32 protein-coding genes are annotated in these 20,512 nt (G+C 43.4%); all 32 read left to right on the forward strand.

Annotated elements, in window-relative coordinates:
• Positions 1-1,196: 1,196 nt before the first annotated feature.
• Positions 1,197-1,502 carry a 30S ribosomal protein S10 gene (gene rpsJ / locus C7475_RS17560; RefSeq protein WP_012789286.1) on the forward strand — a complete coding sequence of 102 codons (306 nt, stop codon included), beginning with the start codon at positions 1,197-1,199 and terminating at the stop codon, positions 1,500-1,502.
• A gap of 212 nt (positions 1,503-1,714) precedes the next feature.
• Entirely contained in the window at positions 1,715-2,332 is a 618-nt protein-coding gene (gene rplC, locus C7475_RS17565; protein ID WP_089835262.1) for a 50S ribosomal protein L3, read from the forward strand.
• Position 2,333: 1 nt separating this feature from the next.
• Positions 2,334-2,972: a 50S ribosomal protein L4 gene (rplD, locus tag C7475_RS17570; RefSeq protein WP_110054714.1), complete on the forward strand. Its 639-nt coding sequence runs from the start codon at positions 2,334-2,336 to the stop codon at positions 2,970-2,972.
• A 56-nt stretch (positions 2,973-3,028) separates the two neighbouring features.
• Positions 3,029-3,328 (forward strand): 50S ribosomal protein L23, encoded by a 300-nt coding sequence (rplW, locus tag C7475_RS17575; RefSeq protein WP_089809394.1) that lies wholly within the window; start codon positions 3,029-3,031, stop codon positions 3,326-3,328.
• 86 nt (positions 3,329-3,414) lie between these two features.
• Positions 3,415-4,248: a 50S ribosomal protein L2 gene (gene rplB / locus C7475_RS17580; RefSeq protein WP_110054715.1), complete on the forward strand. Its 834-nt coding sequence runs from the start codon at positions 3,415-3,417 to the stop codon at positions 4,246-4,248.
• A gap of 83 nt (positions 4,249-4,331) precedes the next feature.
• Positions 4,332-4,598 (forward strand): 30S ribosomal protein S19, encoded by a 267-nt coding sequence (gene rpsS / locus C7475_RS17585; RefSeq protein ID WP_089835258.1) that lies wholly within the window; start codon positions 4,332-4,334, stop codon positions 4,596-4,598.
• Positions 4,599-4,684: 86 nt separating this feature from the next.
• Positions 4,685-5,044, forward strand: coding sequence for a 50S ribosomal protein L22 (gene rplV, locus C7475_RS17590; protein WP_110054716.1), 360 nt, complete (start codon positions 4,685-4,687; stop codon positions 5,042-5,044).
• A gap of 43 nt (positions 5,045-5,087) precedes the next feature.
• The gene (rpsC, locus tag C7475_RS17595) at positions 5,088-5,882 is read left to right on the forward strand and encodes a 30S ribosomal protein S3 (RefSeq protein ID WP_110054717.1); all 795 of its coding nucleotides are present in this window, start codon (positions 5,088-5,090) and stop codon (positions 5,880-5,882) included.
• Between the two features lie 41 nt (positions 5,883-5,923).
• Entirely contained in the window at positions 5,924-6,343 is a 420-nt protein-coding gene (gene rplP, locus C7475_RS17600; RefSeq protein WP_012789294.1) for a 50S ribosomal protein L16, read from the forward strand.
• Positions 6,344-6,413: 70 nt separating this feature from the next.
• Complete coding sequence (gene rpmC, locus C7475_RS17605) at positions 6,414-6,620, forward strand: 50S ribosomal protein L29 (RefSeq protein ID WP_110054718.1); 207 nt, start codon at positions 6,414-6,416, stop codon at positions 6,618-6,620.
• 62 nt (positions 6,621-6,682) lie between these two features.
• The gene (gene rpsQ / locus C7475_RS17610; RefSeq protein WP_176842403.1) at positions 6,683-6,940 is read left to right on the forward strand and encodes a 30S ribosomal protein S17; all 258 of its coding nucleotides are present in this window, start codon (positions 6,683-6,685) and stop codon (positions 6,938-6,940) included.
• Between the two features lie 70 nt (positions 6,941-7,010).
• Positions 7,011-7,379, forward strand: a complete 369-nt coding sequence (gene rplN / locus C7475_RS17615) for a 50S ribosomal protein L14 (RefSeq protein WP_012789297.1) — start codon at positions 7,011-7,013, stop codon at positions 7,377-7,379.
• Positions 7,380-7,537: 158 nt separating this feature from the next.
• Entirely contained in the window at positions 7,538-7,876 is a 339-nt protein-coding gene (rplX, locus tag C7475_RS17620) for a 50S ribosomal protein L24 (RefSeq protein ID WP_110054719.1), read from the forward strand.
• Complete coding sequence (gene rplE / locus C7475_RS17625) at positions 7,876-8,451, forward strand: 50S ribosomal protein L5 (protein WP_110054720.1); 576 nt, start codon at positions 7,876-7,878, stop codon at positions 8,449-8,451. The genes rplX and rplE overlap by 1 nt, the downstream gene beginning before the upstream one ends.
• A 74-nt stretch (positions 8,452-8,525) precedes the next feature.
• Positions 8,526-8,795 carry a 30S ribosomal protein S14 gene (rpsN, locus tag C7475_RS17630; protein WP_110054721.1) on the forward strand — a complete coding sequence of 90 codons (270 nt, stop codon included), beginning with the start codon at positions 8,526-8,528 and terminating at the stop codon, positions 8,793-8,795.
• A 119-nt stretch (positions 8,796-8,914) separates the two neighbouring features.
• Positions 8,915-9,313 carry a 30S ribosomal protein S8 gene (gene rpsH / locus C7475_RS17635; RefSeq protein ID WP_110054722.1) on the forward strand — a complete coding sequence of 133 codons (399 nt, stop codon included), beginning with the start codon at positions 8,915-8,917 and terminating at the stop codon, positions 9,311-9,313.
• Positions 9,314-9,463: 150 nt separating this feature from the next.
• Positions 9,464-10,018 carry a 50S ribosomal protein L6 gene (gene rplF, locus C7475_RS17640; protein ID WP_110054723.1) on the forward strand — a complete coding sequence of 185 codons (555 nt, stop codon included), beginning with the start codon at positions 9,464-9,466 and terminating at the stop codon, positions 10,016-10,018.
• Between the two features lie 84 nt (positions 10,019-10,102).
• Positions 10,103-10,456 carry a 50S ribosomal protein L18 gene (rplR, locus tag C7475_RS17645; RefSeq protein ID WP_110054724.1) on the forward strand — a complete coding sequence of 118 codons (354 nt, stop codon included), beginning with the start codon at positions 10,103-10,105 and terminating at the stop codon, positions 10,454-10,456.
• A 38-nt stretch (positions 10,457-10,494) separates the two neighbouring features.
• The gene (gene rpsE, locus C7475_RS17650; protein WP_089835248.1) at positions 10,495-11,013 is read left to right on the forward strand and encodes a 30S ribosomal protein S5; all 519 of its coding nucleotides are present in this window, start codon (positions 10,495-10,497) and stop codon (positions 11,011-11,013) included.
• A gap of 68 nt (positions 11,014-11,081) precedes the next feature.
• Positions 11,082-11,267, forward strand: coding sequence for a 50S ribosomal protein L30 (gene rpmD / locus C7475_RS17655; protein ID WP_110054725.1), 186 nt, complete (start codon positions 11,082-11,084; stop codon positions 11,265-11,267).
• Positions 11,268-11,377: 110 nt separating this feature from the next.
• Positions 11,378-11,824, forward strand: a complete 447-nt coding sequence (gene rplO / locus C7475_RS17660; protein ID WP_110054726.1) for a 50S ribosomal protein L15 — start codon at positions 11,378-11,380, stop codon at positions 11,822-11,824.
• Between the two features lie 174 nt (positions 11,825-11,998).
• Positions 11,999-13,342 carry a preprotein translocase subunit SecY gene (gene secY / locus C7475_RS17665; RefSeq protein WP_110054727.1) on the forward strand — a complete coding sequence of 448 codons (1,344 nt, stop codon included), beginning with the start codon at positions 11,999-12,001 and terminating at the stop codon, positions 13,340-13,342.
• Between the two features lie 217 nt (positions 13,343-13,559).
• Positions 13,560-14,360 (forward strand): type I methionyl aminopeptidase, encoded by an 801-nt coding sequence (gene map / locus C7475_RS17670; RefSeq protein ID WP_110054728.1) that lies wholly within the window; start codon positions 13,560-13,562, stop codon positions 14,358-14,360.
• Positions 14,361-14,475: 115 nt separating this feature from the next.
• A complete protein-coding gene (gene infA, locus C7475_RS17675) occupies positions 14,476-14,694 on the forward strand; it encodes a translation initiation factor IF-1 (RefSeq protein WP_012789309.1) in 219 nt (72 codons plus the stop codon).
• A gap of 30 nt (positions 14,695-14,724) precedes the next feature.
• Positions 14,725-14,841 carry a 50S ribosomal protein L36 gene (gene rpmJ, locus C7475_RS17680; protein ID WP_012789310.1) on the forward strand — a complete coding sequence of 39 codons (117 nt, stop codon included), beginning with the start codon at positions 14,725-14,727 and terminating at the stop codon, positions 14,839-14,841.
• 36 nt (positions 14,842-14,877) lie between these two features.
• Positions 14,878-15,258, forward strand: a complete 381-nt coding sequence (gene rpsM / locus C7475_RS17685) for a 30S ribosomal protein S13 (RefSeq protein ID WP_110054729.1) — start codon at positions 14,878-14,880, stop codon at positions 15,256-15,258.
• Positions 15,259-15,350: 92 nt separating this feature from the next.
• Complete coding sequence (rpsK, locus tag C7475_RS17690) at positions 15,351-15,752, forward strand: 30S ribosomal protein S11 (protein WP_110054730.1); 402 nt, start codon at positions 15,351-15,353, stop codon at positions 15,750-15,752.
• Positions 15,753-15,914: 162 nt separating this feature from the next.
• A complete protein-coding gene (gene rpsD / locus C7475_RS17695) occupies positions 15,915-16,520 on the forward strand; it encodes a 30S ribosomal protein S4 (protein WP_110054731.1) in 606 nt (201 codons plus the stop codon).
• A gap of 126 nt (positions 16,521-16,646) precedes the next feature.
• Positions 16,647-17,642, forward strand: coding sequence for a DNA-directed RNA polymerase subunit alpha (locus C7475_RS17700; RefSeq protein WP_089835240.1), 996 nt, complete (start codon positions 16,647-16,649; stop codon positions 17,640-17,642).
• 70 nt (positions 17,643-17,712) lie between these two features.
• Positions 17,713-18,189: a 50S ribosomal protein L17 gene (gene rplQ / locus C7475_RS17705; RefSeq protein ID WP_110054732.1), complete on the forward strand. Its 477-nt coding sequence runs from the start codon at positions 17,713-17,715 to the stop codon at positions 18,187-18,189.
• 173 nt (positions 18,190-18,362) lie between these two features.
• Positions 18,363-19,190: a hypothetical protein gene (locus tag C7475_RS17710; RefSeq protein WP_110054733.1), complete on the forward strand. Its 828-nt coding sequence runs from the start codon at positions 18,363-18,365 to the stop codon at positions 19,188-19,190.
• 95 nt (positions 19,191-19,285) lie between these two features.
• Positions 19,286-20,395, forward strand: a complete 1,110-nt coding sequence (carA, locus tag C7475_RS17715; RefSeq protein ID WP_110054734.1) for a glutamine-hydrolyzing carbamoyl-phosphate synthase small subunit — start codon at positions 19,286-19,288, stop codon at positions 20,393-20,395.
• Positions 20,396-20,512 lie beyond the last annotated feature (117 nt).

The raw sequence follows: 20,512 nt of genomic DNA on the forward strand, positions 1-20,512 counted from the left end.
GAACAGTGTATCGTGAACTGGGAATCGCCGAAAACCAGATAGAGTAGGCATGACACCCTCTTAAATCTAATGCTATGACATCCAGCATCCTTGCTGCAATTCTCGGATTTGTGAAGAATTTGTTACGTAGTTTGTAGGCTCCGCAGACATTGTAAAAATGTTAGGCCCTGGCAGGTTGCCAGGGCTTTTTTATTAAATGGGAAGTAGAAAACAGCCGAGCGTGTCCAAAAAGGAGATTCTGTTTAGTCACGGCGGCAAGTTGAATGGAATGGCATAACTGCTTGTAGATGAATGAAAGTGAACATGTTGATTTTGTGACCAGCCATTAAATTCGCCGGAGGAAAGATGATCATCTCCTTTGGGATTGCCGAAAACCAAGAAAAGAGTAGGTATTAACCATCAAATAATTCGTAATGGATTTGATTAATCAGTTACTGGCAACTCTTTTTGCGTTGCTGGCGTCCTTGCTGGGCGGGTTGTAATAGTAAGTTCCAAGTTCCCTAAGGGATCTGTAATGCGATGAAGCGCTGAGCATGGTCCTGATTTTATTAAGAGCTCTCCGGTTGGGGGAGCTCTTTTTTTTAGTCTATTTCCTGTGGTCTACCTCTGTTCATTCTGTAACTCTTTGTTCATTTTCTGTTCATTCAGTAAGACAGCCGAACTAGCTGATAATGAATGAAATGAATGGTTGCTATTTCCCTGCTTGCACTTAACTTCGGTTCATGCACCAGCTCGTGGTTGCTTTGGGATTGCCGAAAACCAAGAATAGAGTAGGCATCACTTATGGAAAACCTTCAACTATGGATTTATTAAACCAGTTATTGGCTTTAATTTTTGGCTTGTTGAATTCCTTACTGGGCAATTTACCCATCTGAGGTCTGACAGGTTGAAAAATATTGCTTATTGCATTCCCAGACAGGACAGGTCACCGGCTCCCCGGAGGCCTGTTTTTATTTTGGGCCGGTTAGGAATTGGGGTGTTTAGGGCGCTGGGCAATCATTTTTTGGTATTTGATTGAAAAACAGTATTTTGCTAATCCTCAAAAAAACTTCTTTGTGTGTTATGGAAGGGCTGCCCTGGCCTCGTACACACAGTTCCTGATTATTTTTCCACAATTTATTTGTGAAGTAAAAAAAAACGGGTTACCTTTGCCCTCCCAAATTGTAAGGGTAAAAACAAGAAGAAGTTCATTGCATATGTCTCAGAGAATTAGAATCAAGCTGAAGTCCTACGATCATAATCTGGTAGATAAATCTGCTGAGAAGATCGTTAAAACCGTGCGTAACACGGGCGCCGTGGTAACAGGTCCAATTCCTTTACCAACCGAAAAGAAAATTTTTACGGTGCTGCGTTCACCGCACGTTAACAAGAAGGCACGTGAGCAATTCCAGCTGTGCACGCACAAGCGTCTGTTGGATATCTACACTTCTTCTTCAAGGACAGTAGACGCGCTGAGTAAGCTCGATTTACCTTCCGGTGTGGAAGTTGAAATCAAAGCGTAGGACATCGGCAGGTAGGCGAAAGGTCTGCCTGATTTGATTTAATATGACTGGTTGTTGCCTGGCAGAGGGACTGAATCACCTTTGTCAGTCAGATAACAACACACACAAATATAGGTCACGCCTTCTGGGTGGCCGCCCAATAAAGCATTTAAACCGCCCATCCTGGGGATAGCTAGATCAACCCCCAGGCGCTGGGTAAAATATATATAATAATGAAAGGTATTATTGGTAAAAAGATCGGCATGACCAGCATCTTCGAACCGAATGGTAAGCAGACTGCTGTTACCATCATCGAAGCCGGTCCTTGCGTTGTAACTCAGGTAAAGACAGTAGAAACTGATGGGTACAACGCTATTCAAGTTTCATTTGGTGAGAAGAAAGAAAAGAACACTCCCAAAGCTGAACTTAATCACTTCGCGAAAGCAAGCACCTCCCCTAAAAGATTTGTAAAAGAGTTCCGCAACCCGGATGTACAAAAAGCTCTTGGTGAGACCATTACCACCGAAATATTTGCAGAAGGAGAAACAATTGAAGTAGTAGGTACTTCAAAAGGTAAAGGTTTCCAGGGTGTTGTAAAACGCCATGGATTCTCCGGTGTGGGTGAAGCTACACACGGTCAGCACGACAGAAGCAGGGCTCCTGGTTCTGTGGGTGGTTCCTCTTATCCTTCCCGCGTTTTCAAGGGTATGCGTATGGCTGGTCAGACCGGTAACGAACAGGTGAAAGTGAAAGGTCTGAAGATCCTGAAGATATTCCCTGAAAAGAATTATATCCTGGTAAGTGGTTCCGTTCCCGGCCACAATGGTTCAATCGTTTTAATCCAGAAGTAACATGCAAGTTGATATTTTAAATAAAGAAGGTAAGAAAACCGGCAGGACCATTGAGCTTCCTGAGGAAATTTTCGGTGTGGAGCCTAACAACCACGTTATTTACCTGGCAGTAAAACAGTATCTGGCCGCACAGCGTCAGGGTACTCACAAAGTTAAGACCAGAGCTGAAGTGAAGGGTGCTTCCCGCAAACTGCACAAACAGAAAGGTACTGGTGGTTCCCGTAAAGGTAACATCCGTAACCCGTTGTATAAAGGTGGTGGTACCATCTTCGGTCCTAAACCGCACAAATATGACATTAAGCTGAACAGAAAGGTGAAAGATCTCGCTAAGATCTCTGCCCTGTCTACCAAAGCTAAAGAAAACAGCATCATCGTACTGGAAGATCTGAACCTGGATACACCTAAAACTAAACAGTTTGCAGGTATCCTGGCTAATCTGAATGTAAATGTAACTGGCCGTAAGACTTTATTCGTACTGCCTGAGTACAATGATAATGTTTACCTGTCTCTGAGGAACATCCCTACTGTGGATAGCGTAATGCTGAGCGATATCAATACCTATGATATCATGAACAGCAACTACATCGTTCTCACAGAAAGTGCTGCTAAGATCTTCACTGAAGAGCCGGTAGAAGCTTAATAGTTAATATTACAAAAACACAGCTTGCGGGTAACCGCAACTCAAAGCTATAAAAGATGAGACTTTCAGACGTTTTAATCAAACCGGTGGTAAGTGAAAAGGTGAACAAAGCCACTGATAAATTCAACCGCTACTACTTCATCGTGGATAAAAAATCCAACAAACTGGAGATCAAAAAAGCAGTGGAAGAATTTTACGGTGTGACCGTAGCTGAAGTGAACACCGCGGTAATGCCAGGTAAGGCAAAACAGCGCTTTACTAAAGCAGGCTTCATCGCTGGTAAAAAACCTTCTTACAAAAAGGCGGTTGTTACACTGGCTCAAGGAGAAACTATAGATCTGTATGCTAACATATAGTGCTCATTCCTGCGTAACAGCAGGATGATGGATGTATATACAGATCACTTTTTATAATAGAAACTAGTTAAACACGACACTAGATCATGGCACTGAAGAAATACAAACCGATGACAGCCGGTACCCGTTGGAAAATAGGCAACGCGTATGCAGAGCTGACCACGGATACCCCTGAAAAAAGCCTGCTGGAGCCTATCAAGAAGTCCGGCGGTAGAAACGTACAGGGTAGAAGGTCTATGCGCTACATTGGTGGTGGTCACAAACAACACTACCGTATCATAGATTTCAAACGTGACAAACACGACATTCCAGCTACAGTTAAATCTATCGAATACGATCCGAACCGTAGCGCATTCATCGCTCTGCTGAACTATGCAGATGGTGAAAAACGTTACATCCTGGCTCCACAGGGTCTGCAGGTAGGTGCTACCGTAACAAGCGGTCCTAATGCAGCTCCGGAAGTTGGTAACGCGCTGGTGCTGAAAAACATGCCACTGGGTACTGTTGTTCACAACATCGAGTTACAGCCTGGCAGAGGCGGTGCAATCGCAAGAAGCGCCGGTACTTATGCTCAGCTGTCCAACAAGGAAGAAAAATATGCCGTTCTGAAAATGCCTTCTGGTGAACTGCGCAAAGTGTTGATCACATGTGCTGCAACTGTAGGTACTGTTTCTAACTCAGATCACGCGTTACAGTCTATCGGTAAAGCAGGTGCTAACCGTTGGAGAGGTATCAAGCCTCGTAACCGTGGTGTTGCGATGAACCCGGTGGATCACCCGATGGGTGGTGGTGAAGGTAAATCTTCCGGCGGTCACCCAAGATCCAGAACAGGTAAATATGCGAAAGGTCTGAAGACAAGAAAGTCGCATAAGAGCTCTGATAAACTGATCATCAGCAGGAAAAACGGTAAGAAATTATAAACTTAACGCCTTAACAGTTCCGCTGACGCAGAGAACGCAAAAGCGGAACTGATAAAGCGGATCTGGAATAAAAACAACAAGACATGGGTCGTTCCATAAAAAAAGGTCCTTACGTTGACCAGAAATTAGAGCAGAAAGTTGAGAAAATGAATGAAGGCACCAAGCGTACTGTAATCAAGACCTGGAGCCGTCGTTCTACTATCACGCCTGATTTTGTAGGCCACACATTTGCGGTACACAATGGCAACAAATTCATCCCTGTATACGTGACCGAATTCATGGTAGGTCATAAACTGGGCGAATTTGCACCAACCCGCAACTTTAAAGGACACGCTAACAAGAAAATGTAGTAAATCGTTTGAAGTTTAAAGTTTGAGGTTTTTGATTCACCTCTAAACCCAAACTTCGAACCTCAAATCACAAATTATAATAGAAAATGGAAGCAGTAGCTAAGCTTAACAATAATCCTACATCAACCCGCAAAATGCGTTTGCTGGCTGACCTGATCCGTGGTCTGGATGTAGAAAAAGCTCTGAATATTTTGAAATTCCATCCTAAGCATCCCAGCGTTCCGTTGGAAAAGCTGTTGTTGTCTGCCGTTGCAAACTGGAAAGTGAAGAACGAAGGTACAAGAGCAGAAGATGCTAACCTGCAGGTTAAAACCATCTTCGTTGATGGTGGCCGTATCCTGAAAAGAATGCGTCCGGCACCACAGGGTAGAGGTTATCGCGTTCGCAAGAGAAGCAACCATGTAACAATTGTTGTTGATAGCCGTCCTGCAGTGGAAGCAAAATAAAAGAAACTAAAACTATTTATCTAATAGACAAATAAACCAGAACATGGGTCAGAAAACAAATCCTATTGGTAACAGGTTAGGTATCATCAGAGGATGGGACTCCAATTGGTATGGTGGCAAAAAGGATTATGCTACCAAACTGATCGAGGATAACAAGATCAGGACTTACCTGAATGCCCGTATCAACAAAGGCGGCATTTCCAGGGTAGTGATTGAAAGAACTTTAGGTAAACTGATCATCACCATTCATACATCTAAACCTGGTATCATCATAGGTAAAGGTGGTGGAGAGGTAGACCGCATCAAGGAAGAGCTGAAGAAACTGACAGGAAAAGAAGACGTACAGATCAACATTCTGGAGATCCGTCGTCCGGAAATAGATGCAAATATCGTAGCTGAAACCATCGCTAAGCAGATCGAAAGCCGTATCAACTATAAACGTGCGATCAAAATGGCAATCGCAACTGCTCTGAGAATGGGTGCTGAAGGTATCAAGGTGAAAGTAGGCGGCCGTTTAGGTGGTGCTGAAATCGCACGTTCAGAAGAAATGAAGCAAGGTCGTGTACCATTGCACACTTTCCGTATGGACATTGATTACGCTTCTATTTTCGCTCTGACCGTTTACGGTAAGATCGGTATCAAAGTATGGATCTGTAAAGGCGAAGTACTTGGCGAACGTGACCTGAACCCTAACGCAATTTCTGCTAAAGATGGTGAAGGACGTCCAAGTGGTGGCGACAGAAGAGGTGGTGACAACCGTGGTGGCGACAGAAGAGGCGGTGATAACCGTGGTGGCGACAGAAGAGGTGGTGACAACCGTGGTGGTGGCCGCAGATAAGCTTACTTAACAATTAACATTAACAATTAACTAATACCAAGATGTTACAGCCAAAGAGAACGAAACACAGGAAGATGCATAAAGGCCGCATCAAAGGTAACGCTAAGCGTGGCGCGGCTATTTCCTTTGGTAGTTTCGGTCTGAAAGCATTAGAACCTAAGTGGATCACCGATAGGCAGATTGAAGCTGCCAGGGTTGCTCTGACCAGGCATATGAAACGTGAAGGTAACGTGTGGATCCGTATTTTCCCGGATAAGTCTATCACCGCCAAACCACTGGAAGTGAGGATGGGTAAAGGTAAGGGTGCTCCTGACCATTGGGCTGCAGTAGTGAAACCAGGCCGCATTTTATTTGAGGCTGATGGTGTTCCTTTACAGGTAGCTAAAGAAGCAATGGAACTGGCTGCACAGAAACTGCCGATTAAAGTGAAATTTGTAGTGCGTCCCGATTACGTTGCATAATCCGGCAACCCGCAGGAATGCAAACGCAGAGAGATAACTATAAACGATAAACCAGAAATTTTATAAAACAATGGCAAAAGATAAGCTGGATCTGAAAGGTTTAAGCGACCAGGACCTGAGAGAGAAAATCTCTGAGGAGCAATTACGCCTGAAGAAAATTACATTCAGTCATGCAATTACGCCAATTGAGAATCCAATGAGCATCCGCTCACTCAGGCGTCAGATCGCACAGCTGAAAACCGAGCTGCGCAAAAGAGAACTGGGCGCACAAGCCTAAATAATAAAATTCATTAACCCGGATGTGAAAACAGAAGGGCTAGGGAGTAAATACTTTCAACAATGATCGAAAGAAAATTAAGAAAAACCAGGACTGGTGTGGTATCCAGCAATAAGATGGATAAAACTATCACCGTAAGCGTTGAGCGTAAGGTGAAGCACCCTATCTATGGTAAGTTCGTTAAGAAAACTACCAAGTTCATGGCGCACGACGAGAAAAACGAGTGCAGCATCGGCGATACCGTTAGAATTATGGAAGTTCGCCCTCTGAGCAAGAACAAATGCTGGAGACTGGTAGAAGTTATCGAAAAAGTAAAATAATTTTTTGTTTCAAGCTCCATCCGGCATCCCCGGTTGTAGCCGCTGATTAAACAACAACAAATCATATAAGATGATACAACAAGAATCAAGGCTGAATGTGGCTGATAACAGCGGTGCCAAAGAGGTACTGTGTATTAGGGTATTAGGCAACTCAGGCCAGGATTACGCTAAAGTGGGTGACAAGATCGTTGTGACGGTTAAAGATGCAATCCCAGGTGGTGGCGTAAAGAAAGGTATGGTAACCAAAGCTGTTATCGTAAGAACTAAAAACAAGCTGCGCCGTAAAGACGGATCCTATATCCGTTTTGACGATAATGCCGTTGTATTGCTGAACAACTCTGACGAGCCACGCGGTACCCGTATTTTCGGTCCGGTTGCCCGTGAGCTGCGCGATAAGGGATACATGAAGATTATCTCTCTGGCTCCCGAGGTGCTGTAAATCAAAGCATTATAAGAGTTGAAAGCATAAAGCCAAAAGTTAAGATCTTTAGGCTTTGTGCTTTCAGCTTAAAAACATATCTTTGCAGCCCGTTTCAAAAACGACAATATTAATCAAGCGGAACAGGTGTTTCGCTTGGCGTTTTAAATAAACAAATAATGAAAACGAGATTCAAGCCTAAGTTCAACATTAAGAAAGGCGACACGGTTGTGGTGATTGCCGGTGATGACAAGGACAGGACCAAGCCCCGCAAGGTGCTGGAAGTGATCCCTGACAAGGCACGCATTCTGGTAGAAGGTGTGAATATCATCACCAAACATACCAAACCAACTGCTCAGAACACCAAAGGTGGTATCGTTAAGCAGGAGGCTCCTATCGCTATTTCTAACGTAATGTTATGGGATGCTAAGGCTGGTAAACCTACCAAAGTTAACAGGCAGCGTGATAACGGTAAATTAGTTCGTATAGCTAAAAAATCAGGGGAGGTAATTAAATAATGGCAAACACTACATATACACCCAGACTGCAGTCTAAATACCGCAATGAAGTGGTTAGTGCCCTGCAAAAGAAATTTAATTACAAGAGCGTAATGCAGGTGCCCCGTCTGGTAAAGATCTGTCTGAACCAGGGTATCAATGGCGCTGTTGGAGATAAAAAACTGGTAGATATTGCTGTTGACGAGATGACCCGTATCTCTGGTCAGAAAGCGATCGCTACTATGTCTAAAAAAGATATCTCTAACTTTAAACTGAGGAAGAACATGCCGATCGGTGCCCGCGTAACACTGCGTGGTAACAACATGTACGACTTCCTGGATCGTCTGATCGCAGTTTCCCTGCCTCGTGTACGTGACTTTAAAGGTGTAAATGAAAAAGCTTTCGATGGCCGTGGTAACTATACCCTGGGTATCACTGAGCAGATCATTTTCCCTGAGATAGATATCGATAAAGTAACAAAGATCTCCGGTATGGATATCACTTTTGTTACTACGGCTAACACCAACGAAGAAGCTTACGAGCTGCTGAAAGAACTGGGTATGCCGTTCAAGAATATCAAAAAGGATAATCAATAATATCTGATATCAAATTCCAATCCCTGAAAGGGTTTGGAATTTGGAATTTATAACTGGAATTATATAACAATAACATGGCAAGAGAATCCGTAAAGGCTCGCGAAAGAAAGAGAGCTGCACTGGTTGAGAAGTTTGCAGAAAAGCGTGCTACCCTGAAAGCAGAAGGTAACTATGCTGCACTGGACCAACTTCCAAGAAATGCATCTCCTGTTCGCCTGCACAACAGATGTCAGCTTTCCGGTCGTCCAAGAGGTTATATGCGTCATTTCGGCATGTGTCGTAACATGTTCCGTGACCTGGCCCTGGCTGGTAAGATCCCTGGCGTAAGAAAAGCAAGCTGGTAAGCCAACACCACTTCCGGATGCCAGCCGGCTCCGGAATAAACCGGCATTAGTTATTTGATTTTCCTATCTATTACTGATTGGATATCGCATTGTAAAATAGTTTTTAAATTTTAAGAACAATGGTTACTGATCCAATAGCAGACTTCCTGACCAGAATCCGGAACGCGCAAATGGCCAACCACAGGATTGTGGAAATTCCTGCCTCTAAACTTAAGAAACGTATCACCGAGATACTGTACGACAAAGGTTACATCCTGAAGTACAAATTTGAAGAAGATACTAAACAGGGTCTTATCAAAATAGCCCTGAAGTATGACCCACAGACTAAAGTACCTGCTATCACTGATCTGCAGCGTATCAGCCGTCCGGGCTTACGTCAATACTCTAAACCAGCTGATTTCAAACGTATCAAGAACGGTTTAGGTGTTGCAATCGTCTCTACCTCTAAAGGCGTAATGACCGACAAAGAAGCCAAAGCTCAGAATGTAGGCGGAGAAGTCGTTTGCTACGTTTATTAATATATATGGCTTGTTAATAGTGCTGACAGGTTTGACCAGTGCAGATCAATAACAAGCCGAATCATACGGACCTTCTGACAATTAAGCTTTCTATACGGCGCTGAACACGGAAGGATCCTGAATCCAAACATAACAGTAAAAACTGCAATTATGTCTCGTATAGGTAAAAGTCCTATCAAATTAGCAAGCGGTGTAACAGCAACTGTTTCCGCTTCTAATGAGCTGACTGTAAAAGGTCCTAAAGGTGAGCTGAAACAAGCCATCGACAGGGATATCAAAATAGAAGTGAAGGATGGCGTTCTTACAGTAGTACGTCCTACTGACCAGATCCGTCACCGTGCACTGCACGGTCTGTACCGCGCACTGATCGCCAACATGGTGACAGGTGTTACAGAAGGTTTCAAGAAACAACTTGAACTGGTGGGTGTGGGTTACAAAGCCTCTAACGCTGGTCAGTTACTGGACCTGTCTTTAGGTTACTCTCACAACATCGTTATTGAGATCCCTAAAGAACTGAAAGTAGCAACACTGACTGAAAAGGGTGCTAACCCGAAGATCATGCTGGAAGGTATCGACAACCAGCTGTTAGGTCAGGTAGCTGCTAAAATCCGTAGCCTGCGTAAACCAGAGCCTTACAAAGGTAAAGGTGTTCGCTACAGTGATGAAGTGGTTCGTAAGAAAGCAGGTAAGTCTGCAGGTAAATAATTTTAATTAGCTAATTGGCGGTAGCGTCAATTAGCTAATTCAACACCATCCCGGCAGCATCGGGATGAATAAATTAAATCAGAAATGAGTACAAAAGTTAATAGGAGACAGAAGATCCGCTACCGCATTCGTAAAAAGGTTGTTGGTAGTTCACAGAATCCGAGATTATCTGTATTTCGCAGCAATAGCGACATTTACGTGCAATTGATAGATGATGCTAACGGAGTTACGCTGGCTGCTGCTTCTTCCCGTGATAAAGATATCAAAGCACAGAAAGGTACCAAATCCGAGAAATCTAAACTCGTAGGTGCTGCACTGGCTACTAAGGCAAAATCACTGGGCATTACTGCCTGCACTTTTGACCGCGGTGGTTATCTGTATCATGGTCGCGTAAAGAGCGTAGCTGATGGTGCCAGAGAAGCTGGTCTCCAATTCTAATATCGAAATTGATTAAATCGTAATTCGCAAATAAAAAAATGGCAAAGAATACATTTAATAGAGTAAAGGCCGGTGACCTGGAGCTGAAAGAGAAGGTAGTGGCTATCAACCGTGTAACCAAAACAACCAAAGGCGGACGTACTTTCAGTTTTTCTGCCCTGGTAGTAGTTGGTAACGAACACGGTGTAGTAGGACACGGTCTGGGTAAGGCGAAGGAAGTGCAGGAAGCTATCACCAAAGGTATCGACGATGCTAAGAAAAATCTTATCAAAGTTCCTGTGATGCATGGTACTATTCCTCACGACCAGTTAGCTAAAGAAGGTGCTGCTAAAGTACTTATTAAGCCAGCTGCTCATGGTACTGGTGTGATCGCCGGAGGTTCAATGCGTGCCGTACTGGAAAGCGCAGGTATCACCGACGTTCTGGCTAAGTCTCTGGGTTCTGCTAACCCGCACAACGTGGTTAAAGCTACATTTAAGGCATTAGGTCTCCTGCGTGAGCCGATCCAGGTAGCAAAAACCAGAAGCGTATCGCTGAAGAAAGTATTTAACGGATAATATCACTATCCAGTTACTTAGAGCAGGTATTCTGCTCTGGCAATTGTAAAGTGGCAATTCAAATAACAATGGCAAAGATCAAGATCACTCAAGTAAAAAGTGGTATAGACCGTCCTGAGCGCCAGAAGCTCACCCTGAAGGCATTAGGACTGAAAAAAATGAACGCCACTGTAGAAGTGGAAGCTACCCCCCAGATCCTGGGTATGGTGCGTAAAGTGAATCATCTGGTGAAAGTTGAAGGAGAACAGGCGTAATAAATTTTATTACCCGGGAAATAATCCTACATTTATATCGGAGATTTACGAAAAACATTTTACATTTAAAGCGAGCGGTTAATTTCCGCGTAAGTAAAAAAAATTAGAAAATGAATCTGCATACGTTACAACCTGCACAAGGTTCCGTACATAAAGAGAAGCGCCTTGGTCGTGGTGAAGCATCAGGTAAAGGTGGTACATCTACAAAAGGTAATAAAGGTGGTCAGTCACGTGCTGGTTATCAGAGCAAAAGAGGTCACGAAGGTGGTCAGATGCCAATTCAGCGTCGTATGCCTAAACGTGGTTTCAAGAGCTTGAATCCAACAGAATACCAGGTATTCAACATCGGTCAGATCGATCACCTGGTTGAAAAATATGGTCTGCAGGACTTCTCTCTGGAAAACCTGTATATGAACGGTTTGATCAACAGGACCGCGAAAGTGAAAATCCTGGGTCAGGGAGAACTGAAGGCTAAAGTAACCGCAAAAGTGAATGCGATCAGCGAAAAAGCCAAGCAGCTGATAGAAGCAGCGGGTGGAACGGTAGAGCTGGTATAAGATTTCACGACTGAGGAGACGCCTACGGAGTAGTGCGTCTTTTCACATTTTATCAAGCCAGAGAAAACAACACAAATCCCGGCCAGAGTTACTGGATAGCAGCTAATACAGGTTCGGAATTTGGTCTCGCTTAAAGCGGGATGAAATTTTGAATATCTAAACATTCATCTTCCTGTGAAGAAATTTATCGAAACGATTAAGAATATCTGGAGCATCGAGGATTTGCGTAACCGCATTCTCACCACATTGCTTCTTGTCCTCATCTATCGTGTAGGATCCTATATCGCGTTACCCGGTATCGATGCCAACAGCCTGGGTATGGGAGAGTTTGCCAACAAATCTGAGAAAGGTATTCTCGGACTGTTCAATATGTTCGCCGGTGGATCATTCTCCAGGGCGTCCATTTTTGCGCTTGGTATAATGCCCTATATCTCTGCATCCATAGCCATACAACTGCTTACAATTGCCGTGCCTTATTTCCAGAAACTCCAGAAAGAAGGTGAAAGCGGTAGAAAAAAGATTAATCAGTATACACGTGTACTGACAGTAATAGTAACCGGTTTCCAGGCGAGCGCTTACGTAGCCTTCCTGAAACAACAATCCGCAGGTTCTATTATCCCTGAATATGGTGCAGCCTTCTTCTGGCTGACTACTACCATTGTACTTACAGCAGGTACCCTGTTTGTAATGTGGCTGGGAGAAAAGATCACAGATAAAGGTATCGGCAACGGTACTTCTATTATAATCATGGTGGGTATCCTCGCCCGTTTGCCACAGGCTATCATCCAGGAGTTCTCCTCCAGGAACGCCCAGAGCAACGGTGGTCCGATGCTGTTCCTTATAGAGCTGGCTGTGTTCGTACTGATCACAATCGGTCTGATCCTGCTCGTGCAAGGTACCCGCAAGATCCCTGTAAACTACGCAAAACGTATAGTTGGTAATAAACAGTTTGGTGGTGTTCGCCAGTTCATTCCCCTGAAGGTGAACGCGGCAGGTGTAATGCCTATCATCTTTGCCCAGGCAATCATGTTTATCCCTGCTACAGCAATCGGTTTTGCAACAGATAGCGGATCTGGGTTCATTCGTATCTTCAGTGATCACACTAATGGCTGGTACAACCTGATCTATGCTGTACTGGTGATAGTTTTCACTTACTTCTATACTGCATTGATATTTAATCCGACCTCTATGGCGGATGAAATGAAACGTAATAATGGTTTCGTTCCGGGTGTTAAACCTGGTAAAGCTACTGCTGATTATATCGGAGCGGTAATGGATCGTATCACCCTGCCAGGTGCATTCTTCCTGGCACTGGTAGGTATCCTTCCTGGTATAGCTGCAGCGGTGAATATCAATAGCAACTTTGCTACCTTCTTCGGAGGTACATCCCTGCTGATCATGGTGGGCGTTATCCTTGATACGCTCCAGCAAATAGAAAGCCAGCTGCTGATGCGCCATTACGATGGACTCATGAGCACAGGTCGGATTAAAGGAAGAACAGCTCCGGCTAACGTCTGATTAATCCAGGCTACCTGGTATAAAAGCCACAGAAGCATAAAACCAACAGAGTTGATCTCTGCCGGTTTTATGCTTGCGTGGCTTAATCTTTTAAGTAAAGAGCAATTACGAATCTGAGGCAAGTGCAAAAGCCGCATCCTTTATGTGGTTACGATCTTTATTGAAACAGTGCGCTACAACACTTTCGAAACTGAACTTTCCTAACCCGTTTTTTAGTATGGTGCATTATAAAACTAAGGAAGAAATTGAGCTGATGCGCAAAAGCGCATTATTGGTGAGTGCTACATTGGAAGAAGTGGCCAAAAATCTGAAACCGGGAATGTCTACCCTTGATATCGACGCGATCGTTGAAAAGTTCATCGTTGCTAATGGGGCGGTTCCTTCGTTTAAGAATTACAGGGGCTTCCCTAAAAGCTGCTGTATTTCTGTAAATGCGGAAGTGGTACACGGTATTCCTAACGCATATGTATTGCAGGATGGAGATATCGTGAGTGTGGATGTTGGCGTACTGCTGAATGGTTATCATGGAGACAGTGCCTATACGTTTGCCATTGGTAACGTGAAACCAGAGGTACTGGAGCTGATGAAGGCAACGAAAACAGCGCTCTATAAAGGCATAGAAAAGGCTATAGCGGGCAACCGTATCGGAGACATCGCACACGCTATCCAGGACTATACAGAGAAGCAACGTGGTTATGGCGTGGTACGTGAGCTGGTTGGTCACGGATTGGGCCGTAATCTCCACGAAGACCCGCAGGTACCTAATTACGGAAAGCGTGGTAGTGGTCCTATCATGAAAGAAGGACTGGTGATCGCGATTGAGCCTATGGTAAACCTGGGTGTGAAAGAAGTGGAATATATGGAAGATGGCTGGACTGTGATCACCCGTGATGAGAAGCCTTCCGTTCATTTCGAGCACAATGTGGCTGTAATGAACGGAAAACCAGACATACTTTCTTCATTTGAAGGTATCGAAAAGGCAGAAAGGGAGAACCCGGCGTTAAGTTCAAACTATTGATAATTAATGAGTAAGGATATATTCAAGGAATTATCCACAATTAATTATTCACGTTTATTTGATTAATTTTTCTTTTTCCTAAGATTTCGCTATCTTTGCAGTCCTAAAAATTTTTATGGCAAAACAGGCACTCATTAAACAGGATGGAATAATACTAGAAGCCTTGTCTAACGCTATGTTCCGAGTTAAGTTAGAGAACGGGCACGAGATTTTAGCTACCATTTCTGGGAAGATGAGAATGCACTATATCCGCATCCTGCCTGGTGACAAAGTAGGGGTTGAGATGAGTCCATACGATTTGAGCAGAGGCAGAATTATATTCAGATATAAATAATAACACACACAGACTTATAACTTATAACTTATGAGGGTAAGAGCTTCCATAAAAAAAAGAAGTGCAGATTGCAAGATTGTGCGCAGGAAGGGTAAATTGTTGGTGATCAACAAAAAGAATCCCCGTTTTAAACAACGTCAGGGATAATCATTTAATACATAACTAGTAAATTAAAATACAAATATGGCACGTATAGCCGGTATCGATCTTCCTAAAAATAAACGTGGAGAAATTGGCCTGACCTACATCTTTGGTATTGGTCGTTCTACCGCTCAATATATTCTGGAAAAGTCTGGTATAGACTTTAACAAGAAAGTAAAGGACTGGAACGATGATGAGCAGGCTGCTATCCGTAACGTCATTAACAGTGAGTTTAAGGTAGAAGGTCAGCTGCGTTCTGAAGTACAGATGAATATCAAGCGTCTATTGGACATTGCTTGTTATCGTGGTCTTCGTCACAGGAAGGGCTTACCGTTAAGAGGCCAGCGTACCCGTACCAATAGCCGTACCCGTAAAGGTAAACGTAAGACGGTTGCAGGTAAAAAGAAAGCGCCTAAGAAATAAACTTGATAATACAAATAACAAGTTCCGGTTTCCAGTAGTCGTATATATGGCAAGAGGAATCTGGAACCTGGAACCTGGAATTTTATATAATTATGGCAAAAGCAACAAATACAAAAACTGCTGCTAACAAAAAGAGGGTAGTTAAAGTAGACAACTACGGTGATGTACACATCTCTGCTAGTTTCAACAATATCATCATCAGCATTACCAACAAACAGGGTCAGGTAATCTCCTGGTCTACTGCAGGTAAGATGGGCTTTAAGGGTTCTAAAAAGAACACTCCTTATGCAGCTCAGCTGGCTGCTTCTGACGCTGCAAAAACAGCAATGGAAGCAGGTCTGAAAAGAGCAGATGTTTTTGTAAAAGGCCCTGGTGCTGGTCGTGAAAGTGCTATCCGTGCGATCGCTAACTCCGGTATCGAGGTTAACATGATCAAAGACGTTACTCCTTTACCTCACAACGGTTGCCGTCCTCCTAAAAAGAGAAGGGTATAGGATCGATATAATTTCGCGGTATTTCGAAAGTGGAAAGTTGGAAGTATCTTCCACCTGCTGCTTTCGAATTGCCGCTTAAGAATTTTATTAACAATGGGTATATGATCAGGTTTAAGATTTTTTAAAGATCATATACCGAAACTAAAAAATCTATCAAAGAACATGGCAAGGTATACAGGACCAAAGACCAAGATCTCCAGGATATTTGGAGAACCGATTTTAGGAAACGGTAAGTATTTAGGTAAGAACAGCAACCCTCCGGGTCAGCACGGTGTAACCCGCAAGCGTAAACAGCTGGGTGAATACGCGCTGCAGCTGCGTGAAAAACAGAAAGCGAAATACACTTATGGTGTATTGGAGCGCCAGTTCGCTAACCTGTTCGTTGAAGCTAACCGTCGTAAAGGTGTTACCGGTGAGGTTTTGATCAAATTGCTGGAAGCACGTCTGGATAACGCAGTATTCCGTCTCGGAATCGCTCCATCCCGCCCTGCTGCACGTCAGCTGGTTTCTCACAAGCACATCACTGTTAATGGTGAAGTAATGAACATCCCTTCTTATCAGCTGAAACCAGGTGATGTGATCGGATTGAAAGCTTCTGCAGCAACTAACACTGCTATCACCAGCAACATCCGCGGTAAAAATCCTAAATTCAGCTGGTTGGATTGGAATGAAAAAGAACTGAAAGGTGTTTTCATTGCATATCCTGAGAGAGAGAGCGTTCCTGAGAACATTAAGGAGCAGCTGATCGTAGAATTGTACTCTAAATAATAATATGTCTTTAGCCGTTAAGCATGGGTCATTAGTTGCCTGCGTAGTAAATTTACGCAGGTTACTAAGGACTGCATGTTAATGGCTAAAGGCAGTTTTACATAAACAATTAAACTTAACATATCAATGGCAATTCTGAATTTCCAAAAGCCTGATAAGATCGTTTTGCAAAAGTCTACTGACTTTGAAGCTCAATTCGAATTCCGGCCGTTAGAACCGGGTTATGGGGTGACTGTGGGTAACGCGCTGCGTCGTGTGCTGCTGTCGTCTCTGGAGGGTTATGCCATTGTGGGAATAAAGATAGAAGGTGCAGATCACGAGTTTGCAACTTTAAAAGGAATCACAGAAGACGTAACTGAAATCATCCTGAACTTAAAGCAGGTACGTTTCAAACGTATCGTTGAAAACGAAGTTAGCAACGAGAAAATTCAGATTTCTATTAAAGGAAAAACTGAGTTCCGTGCTGACATGATCGAAAAAGCTACCAGTGCTTTCCAGATCATGAATCCTGAATTGCTTATCTGTACGCTGGATCCATCTGCAAAGCTGGATATTGAGCTGACTATCGGTAAAGGCCGCGGTTATGTACCAGCTGAAGAGAACAAACCTAAAGATGCCGTTTTCGGTTACATCGCTATCGACTCTATCTTTACGCCTATCAAGAACGTAAAATATAGCATCGAGAACACCCGTGTGGAACAAAAGACTGATTATGAGAAGCTGATCATGGAAGTGATCACCGATGGTACGATCCACCCGGAAGAAGCTGTGAAACAGGCTTCACGCATACTGATCCAGCACCTGATGATCATCACCGATGAAAACATCAGCTTTGATACTAAAGACACAGAGAAGGAAGATGTTGTGGATGAACAGACACTGCAGCTGCGTAAGATACTGAAAACGCCGCTGGAAGATCTGGATCTGAGTGTTCGTGCCTTCAACTGTCTGAAAGCTGCTAAGATCAACTCCCTGAGCGAACTGGTACAGTACGAACAGGAAGAATTGATGAAATTCAGGAACTTCGGTCAGAAATCCCTCAGTGAGATTGAGCAGGTATTGAACGAAAGAGGTTTACATTTCGGTATGGATCTGTCCAAACTGAAATTAGACGAAGAATAGTACTAATTAGATCTAAATAAGTACCCTGTAATTCCTGACACGGTATAGGGGAATTAAAAAACAAAACGTCATGCGTCACGGAGTAAAATTAAATCCACTCGGCAGAAAAGCCGCACACCGCAAGAGCCTGTTAGCTAACCTTGCAATGGAACTGATCAAGCACAAACGTATCACCACTACTTTAGCCAAAGCTAAAGCGCTGCGTGTATATGTTGAGCCTTTGCTGACAAGAGCAAAGAGCGATTCTACTCACAACCGTAGGATTGTGTTCAGTTACCTGCAGGATAAAGAAGCTATCAAGGAACTGTTCGGTGCTATCAGCGAAAAGATCGCAAACCGTCCTGGTGGTTACACCCGTATCATTAAGTTGGGTAAACGTGTTGGTGACAACGCTGAAACTGCGCTGATCGAACTGGTTGACTTTAACGAGATCTATGGTGGTAAAGTTGAGAAAGAAGCAGCTCCTGCTAAGAAAACACGTCGTGCCGGCGGCAGCAAGAAAAAAGCTGAAGAAGGTACTGCAACTGAAGAAAAAGCAGCTGAATAGTATTAGTTCGCTTCAATTCATAAAGGAATCCCGGAGTTTACTCCGGGATTTTTTTTATGCCTGATTTTCAGGCATCTGCAAAAGGGTAATACAGATTAATTAGTTTTTTTTGTAATATCGTGTTTGTATTGAAAATTGTACGGGCAGATCCGTTTAAAATCTCTCTATATCTTATGATTTACCTGAAATGTAAAAGCTGTGGGCATTACAATGAGCTCAAGTCAGAGTTTCTCACCTTTTGCGCTGAATGTGGCAAAAAATTACCCACGAACTATGCTGAATGGAAGTTAAAAAGACCGGAAGGAAGTTTTGAAGAATTCCAGCGGGAAAAAGGAGTTAAACCCAGAAAAGCAAGGACCAATCCAATCGGGGAATTACAACGAAGATATTTAGCATGGGCAGGCAGGCGCGGAGCGATCATTACTGTGATATTAGTAATAGGGCTGGCTGCTGTAGCGGGTGGATATATCGGCAAACGTGTAGTATTTAACCTGATCTATCCCAAAATAAATAAGGCATGGTTATATTCTTCCTGGGAAACAGCCAAAATAGGGCGCCAAACCATTGAGATCAGCACACCAATGCACCTGGGGGTGAATGACAAGCCATTGGCTCCGGAGGTGGCTCAATTTGTCGAATACGCTAAGAGTTACAGAAATAGGGTGGAAGAGGGAATGCAGGTGGAAGTGAATATGTATAGTTTCCGGCCCAACGTGTCCAATGACCTGGAGATTGCCGGATCGACCACAGCTACTGAAATGAAAAAGAACGAAGAGATCTCTGATCTTAAATATACCACAGATACCATCACTCAAAGCGGCATGTCAGCTTTGCTCCAGGAAGGTAGTTTTAACTACAAGAGCGGTATCAGGCTTTCCTTCTGTAATCTGCTGCTGGTAAATGGCCCTCATCGCTGGGAGGTAGTGATCAGGTACCGGGAGGATGATACAACAGCTTTTGCAACCGCTCATCGTATTATAAAATCGATTCATGTCAAATAATTGAAGCTAAAGATTAACAAATTATGAGGAGAAATCTCGATTGTTAAGCTTTTATTCAATAACTTTGCACGATTTTTTAAAACGAAAAAATAAGCATGCCTCAGACTAGATCAATCCAGCCGGCCATACTGTTGTTAGACGACGGTACGGTATATCAGGGAAAAGCTTTTGGTAAAATTGGCACCGCCGCAGGTGAATTGTGTTTTAACACTGGAATGACAGGATACCAGGAAGTATTTACGGATCCTTCATATAAAGGGCAGGTACTGATCATGAATAACTGTTACGTAGGAAACTACGGCGTTAAGAAAGATGACGTGGAAAGTGAAAGTGTGAAGATCAGTGGATTGATATGCAAGAATATTGCTTATAACTATTCACGTCAGATGGCTGACGGATCACTGGAAAAATTCCTGACCGATAACAATCTGGTGGCTATCTATGATGTGGATACCAGGGCACTGGTGGCACATATCCGTAGCAAAGGCGCTATGAACTGTATCATTTCATCTGAAATACTGGATATAGAACAGCTCAAAGCTCAGCTGAAACAAGTGCCTTCAATGGAAGGACTGGCATTATGTGCTGAAGTATCAACTAAAGAAGCATATAATGTAGGCGATCCTGCTGCAGATATTCGCATAGCGGTACTGGACAATGGTGTGAAGAGAAATATGCTGAAATGCTTATCTGAAAAAGGCGCTTATCTGCAGGTATTCCCTACAGATACGGCTTTTGAAGAATGCGAAAAATTCAAACCACACGCTTATTTTATCTCAAATGGTCCTGGCGATCCAGCTCCATTGAAATATGCTGTTGACACAGTAAAAAAGATCCTGAATGCCAACAGACCTATGTTTGGTATTTGTCTTGGACACCAGTTGCTGGCTCTAGCTAATGATATTCCAACTTATAAGATGCATCATGGTCACAGGGGGCTGAACCATCCGGTTAAAAACCTGGCGACAGGTCGTTGTGAGATTACGACTCAAAACCACGGTTTTGCGGTAGATCCTAAAGCCATCGCAGCCAGTCAGACAGTGGAAGTAACGCACGTCAATCTGAATGATTCTTCTGTGGAAGGTATCCGTATCAAGAATAAGCCTGCATTTTCGGTGCAATATCATCCGGAGTCTACTCCTGGTCCATACGATAGCCGTTATCTGTTTGATGACTTCTTCAATATGATCAAAGAGAATATGTAAATCTTGAATAGATAAAACTAAAAGAGGCGGTCCTGGTTGCAGGCTGCCTCTTTCAGTTTTTATAAATGTTTTAAAGACTATAACGTTCGAAAAGAATAGATGATATTAATAGATTGA

The organism is Chitinophaga sp. S165, assembly GCF_003182155.1.
Lineage (GTDB): Bacteria > Bacteroidota > Bacteroidia > Chitinophagales > Chitinophagaceae > Chitinophaga.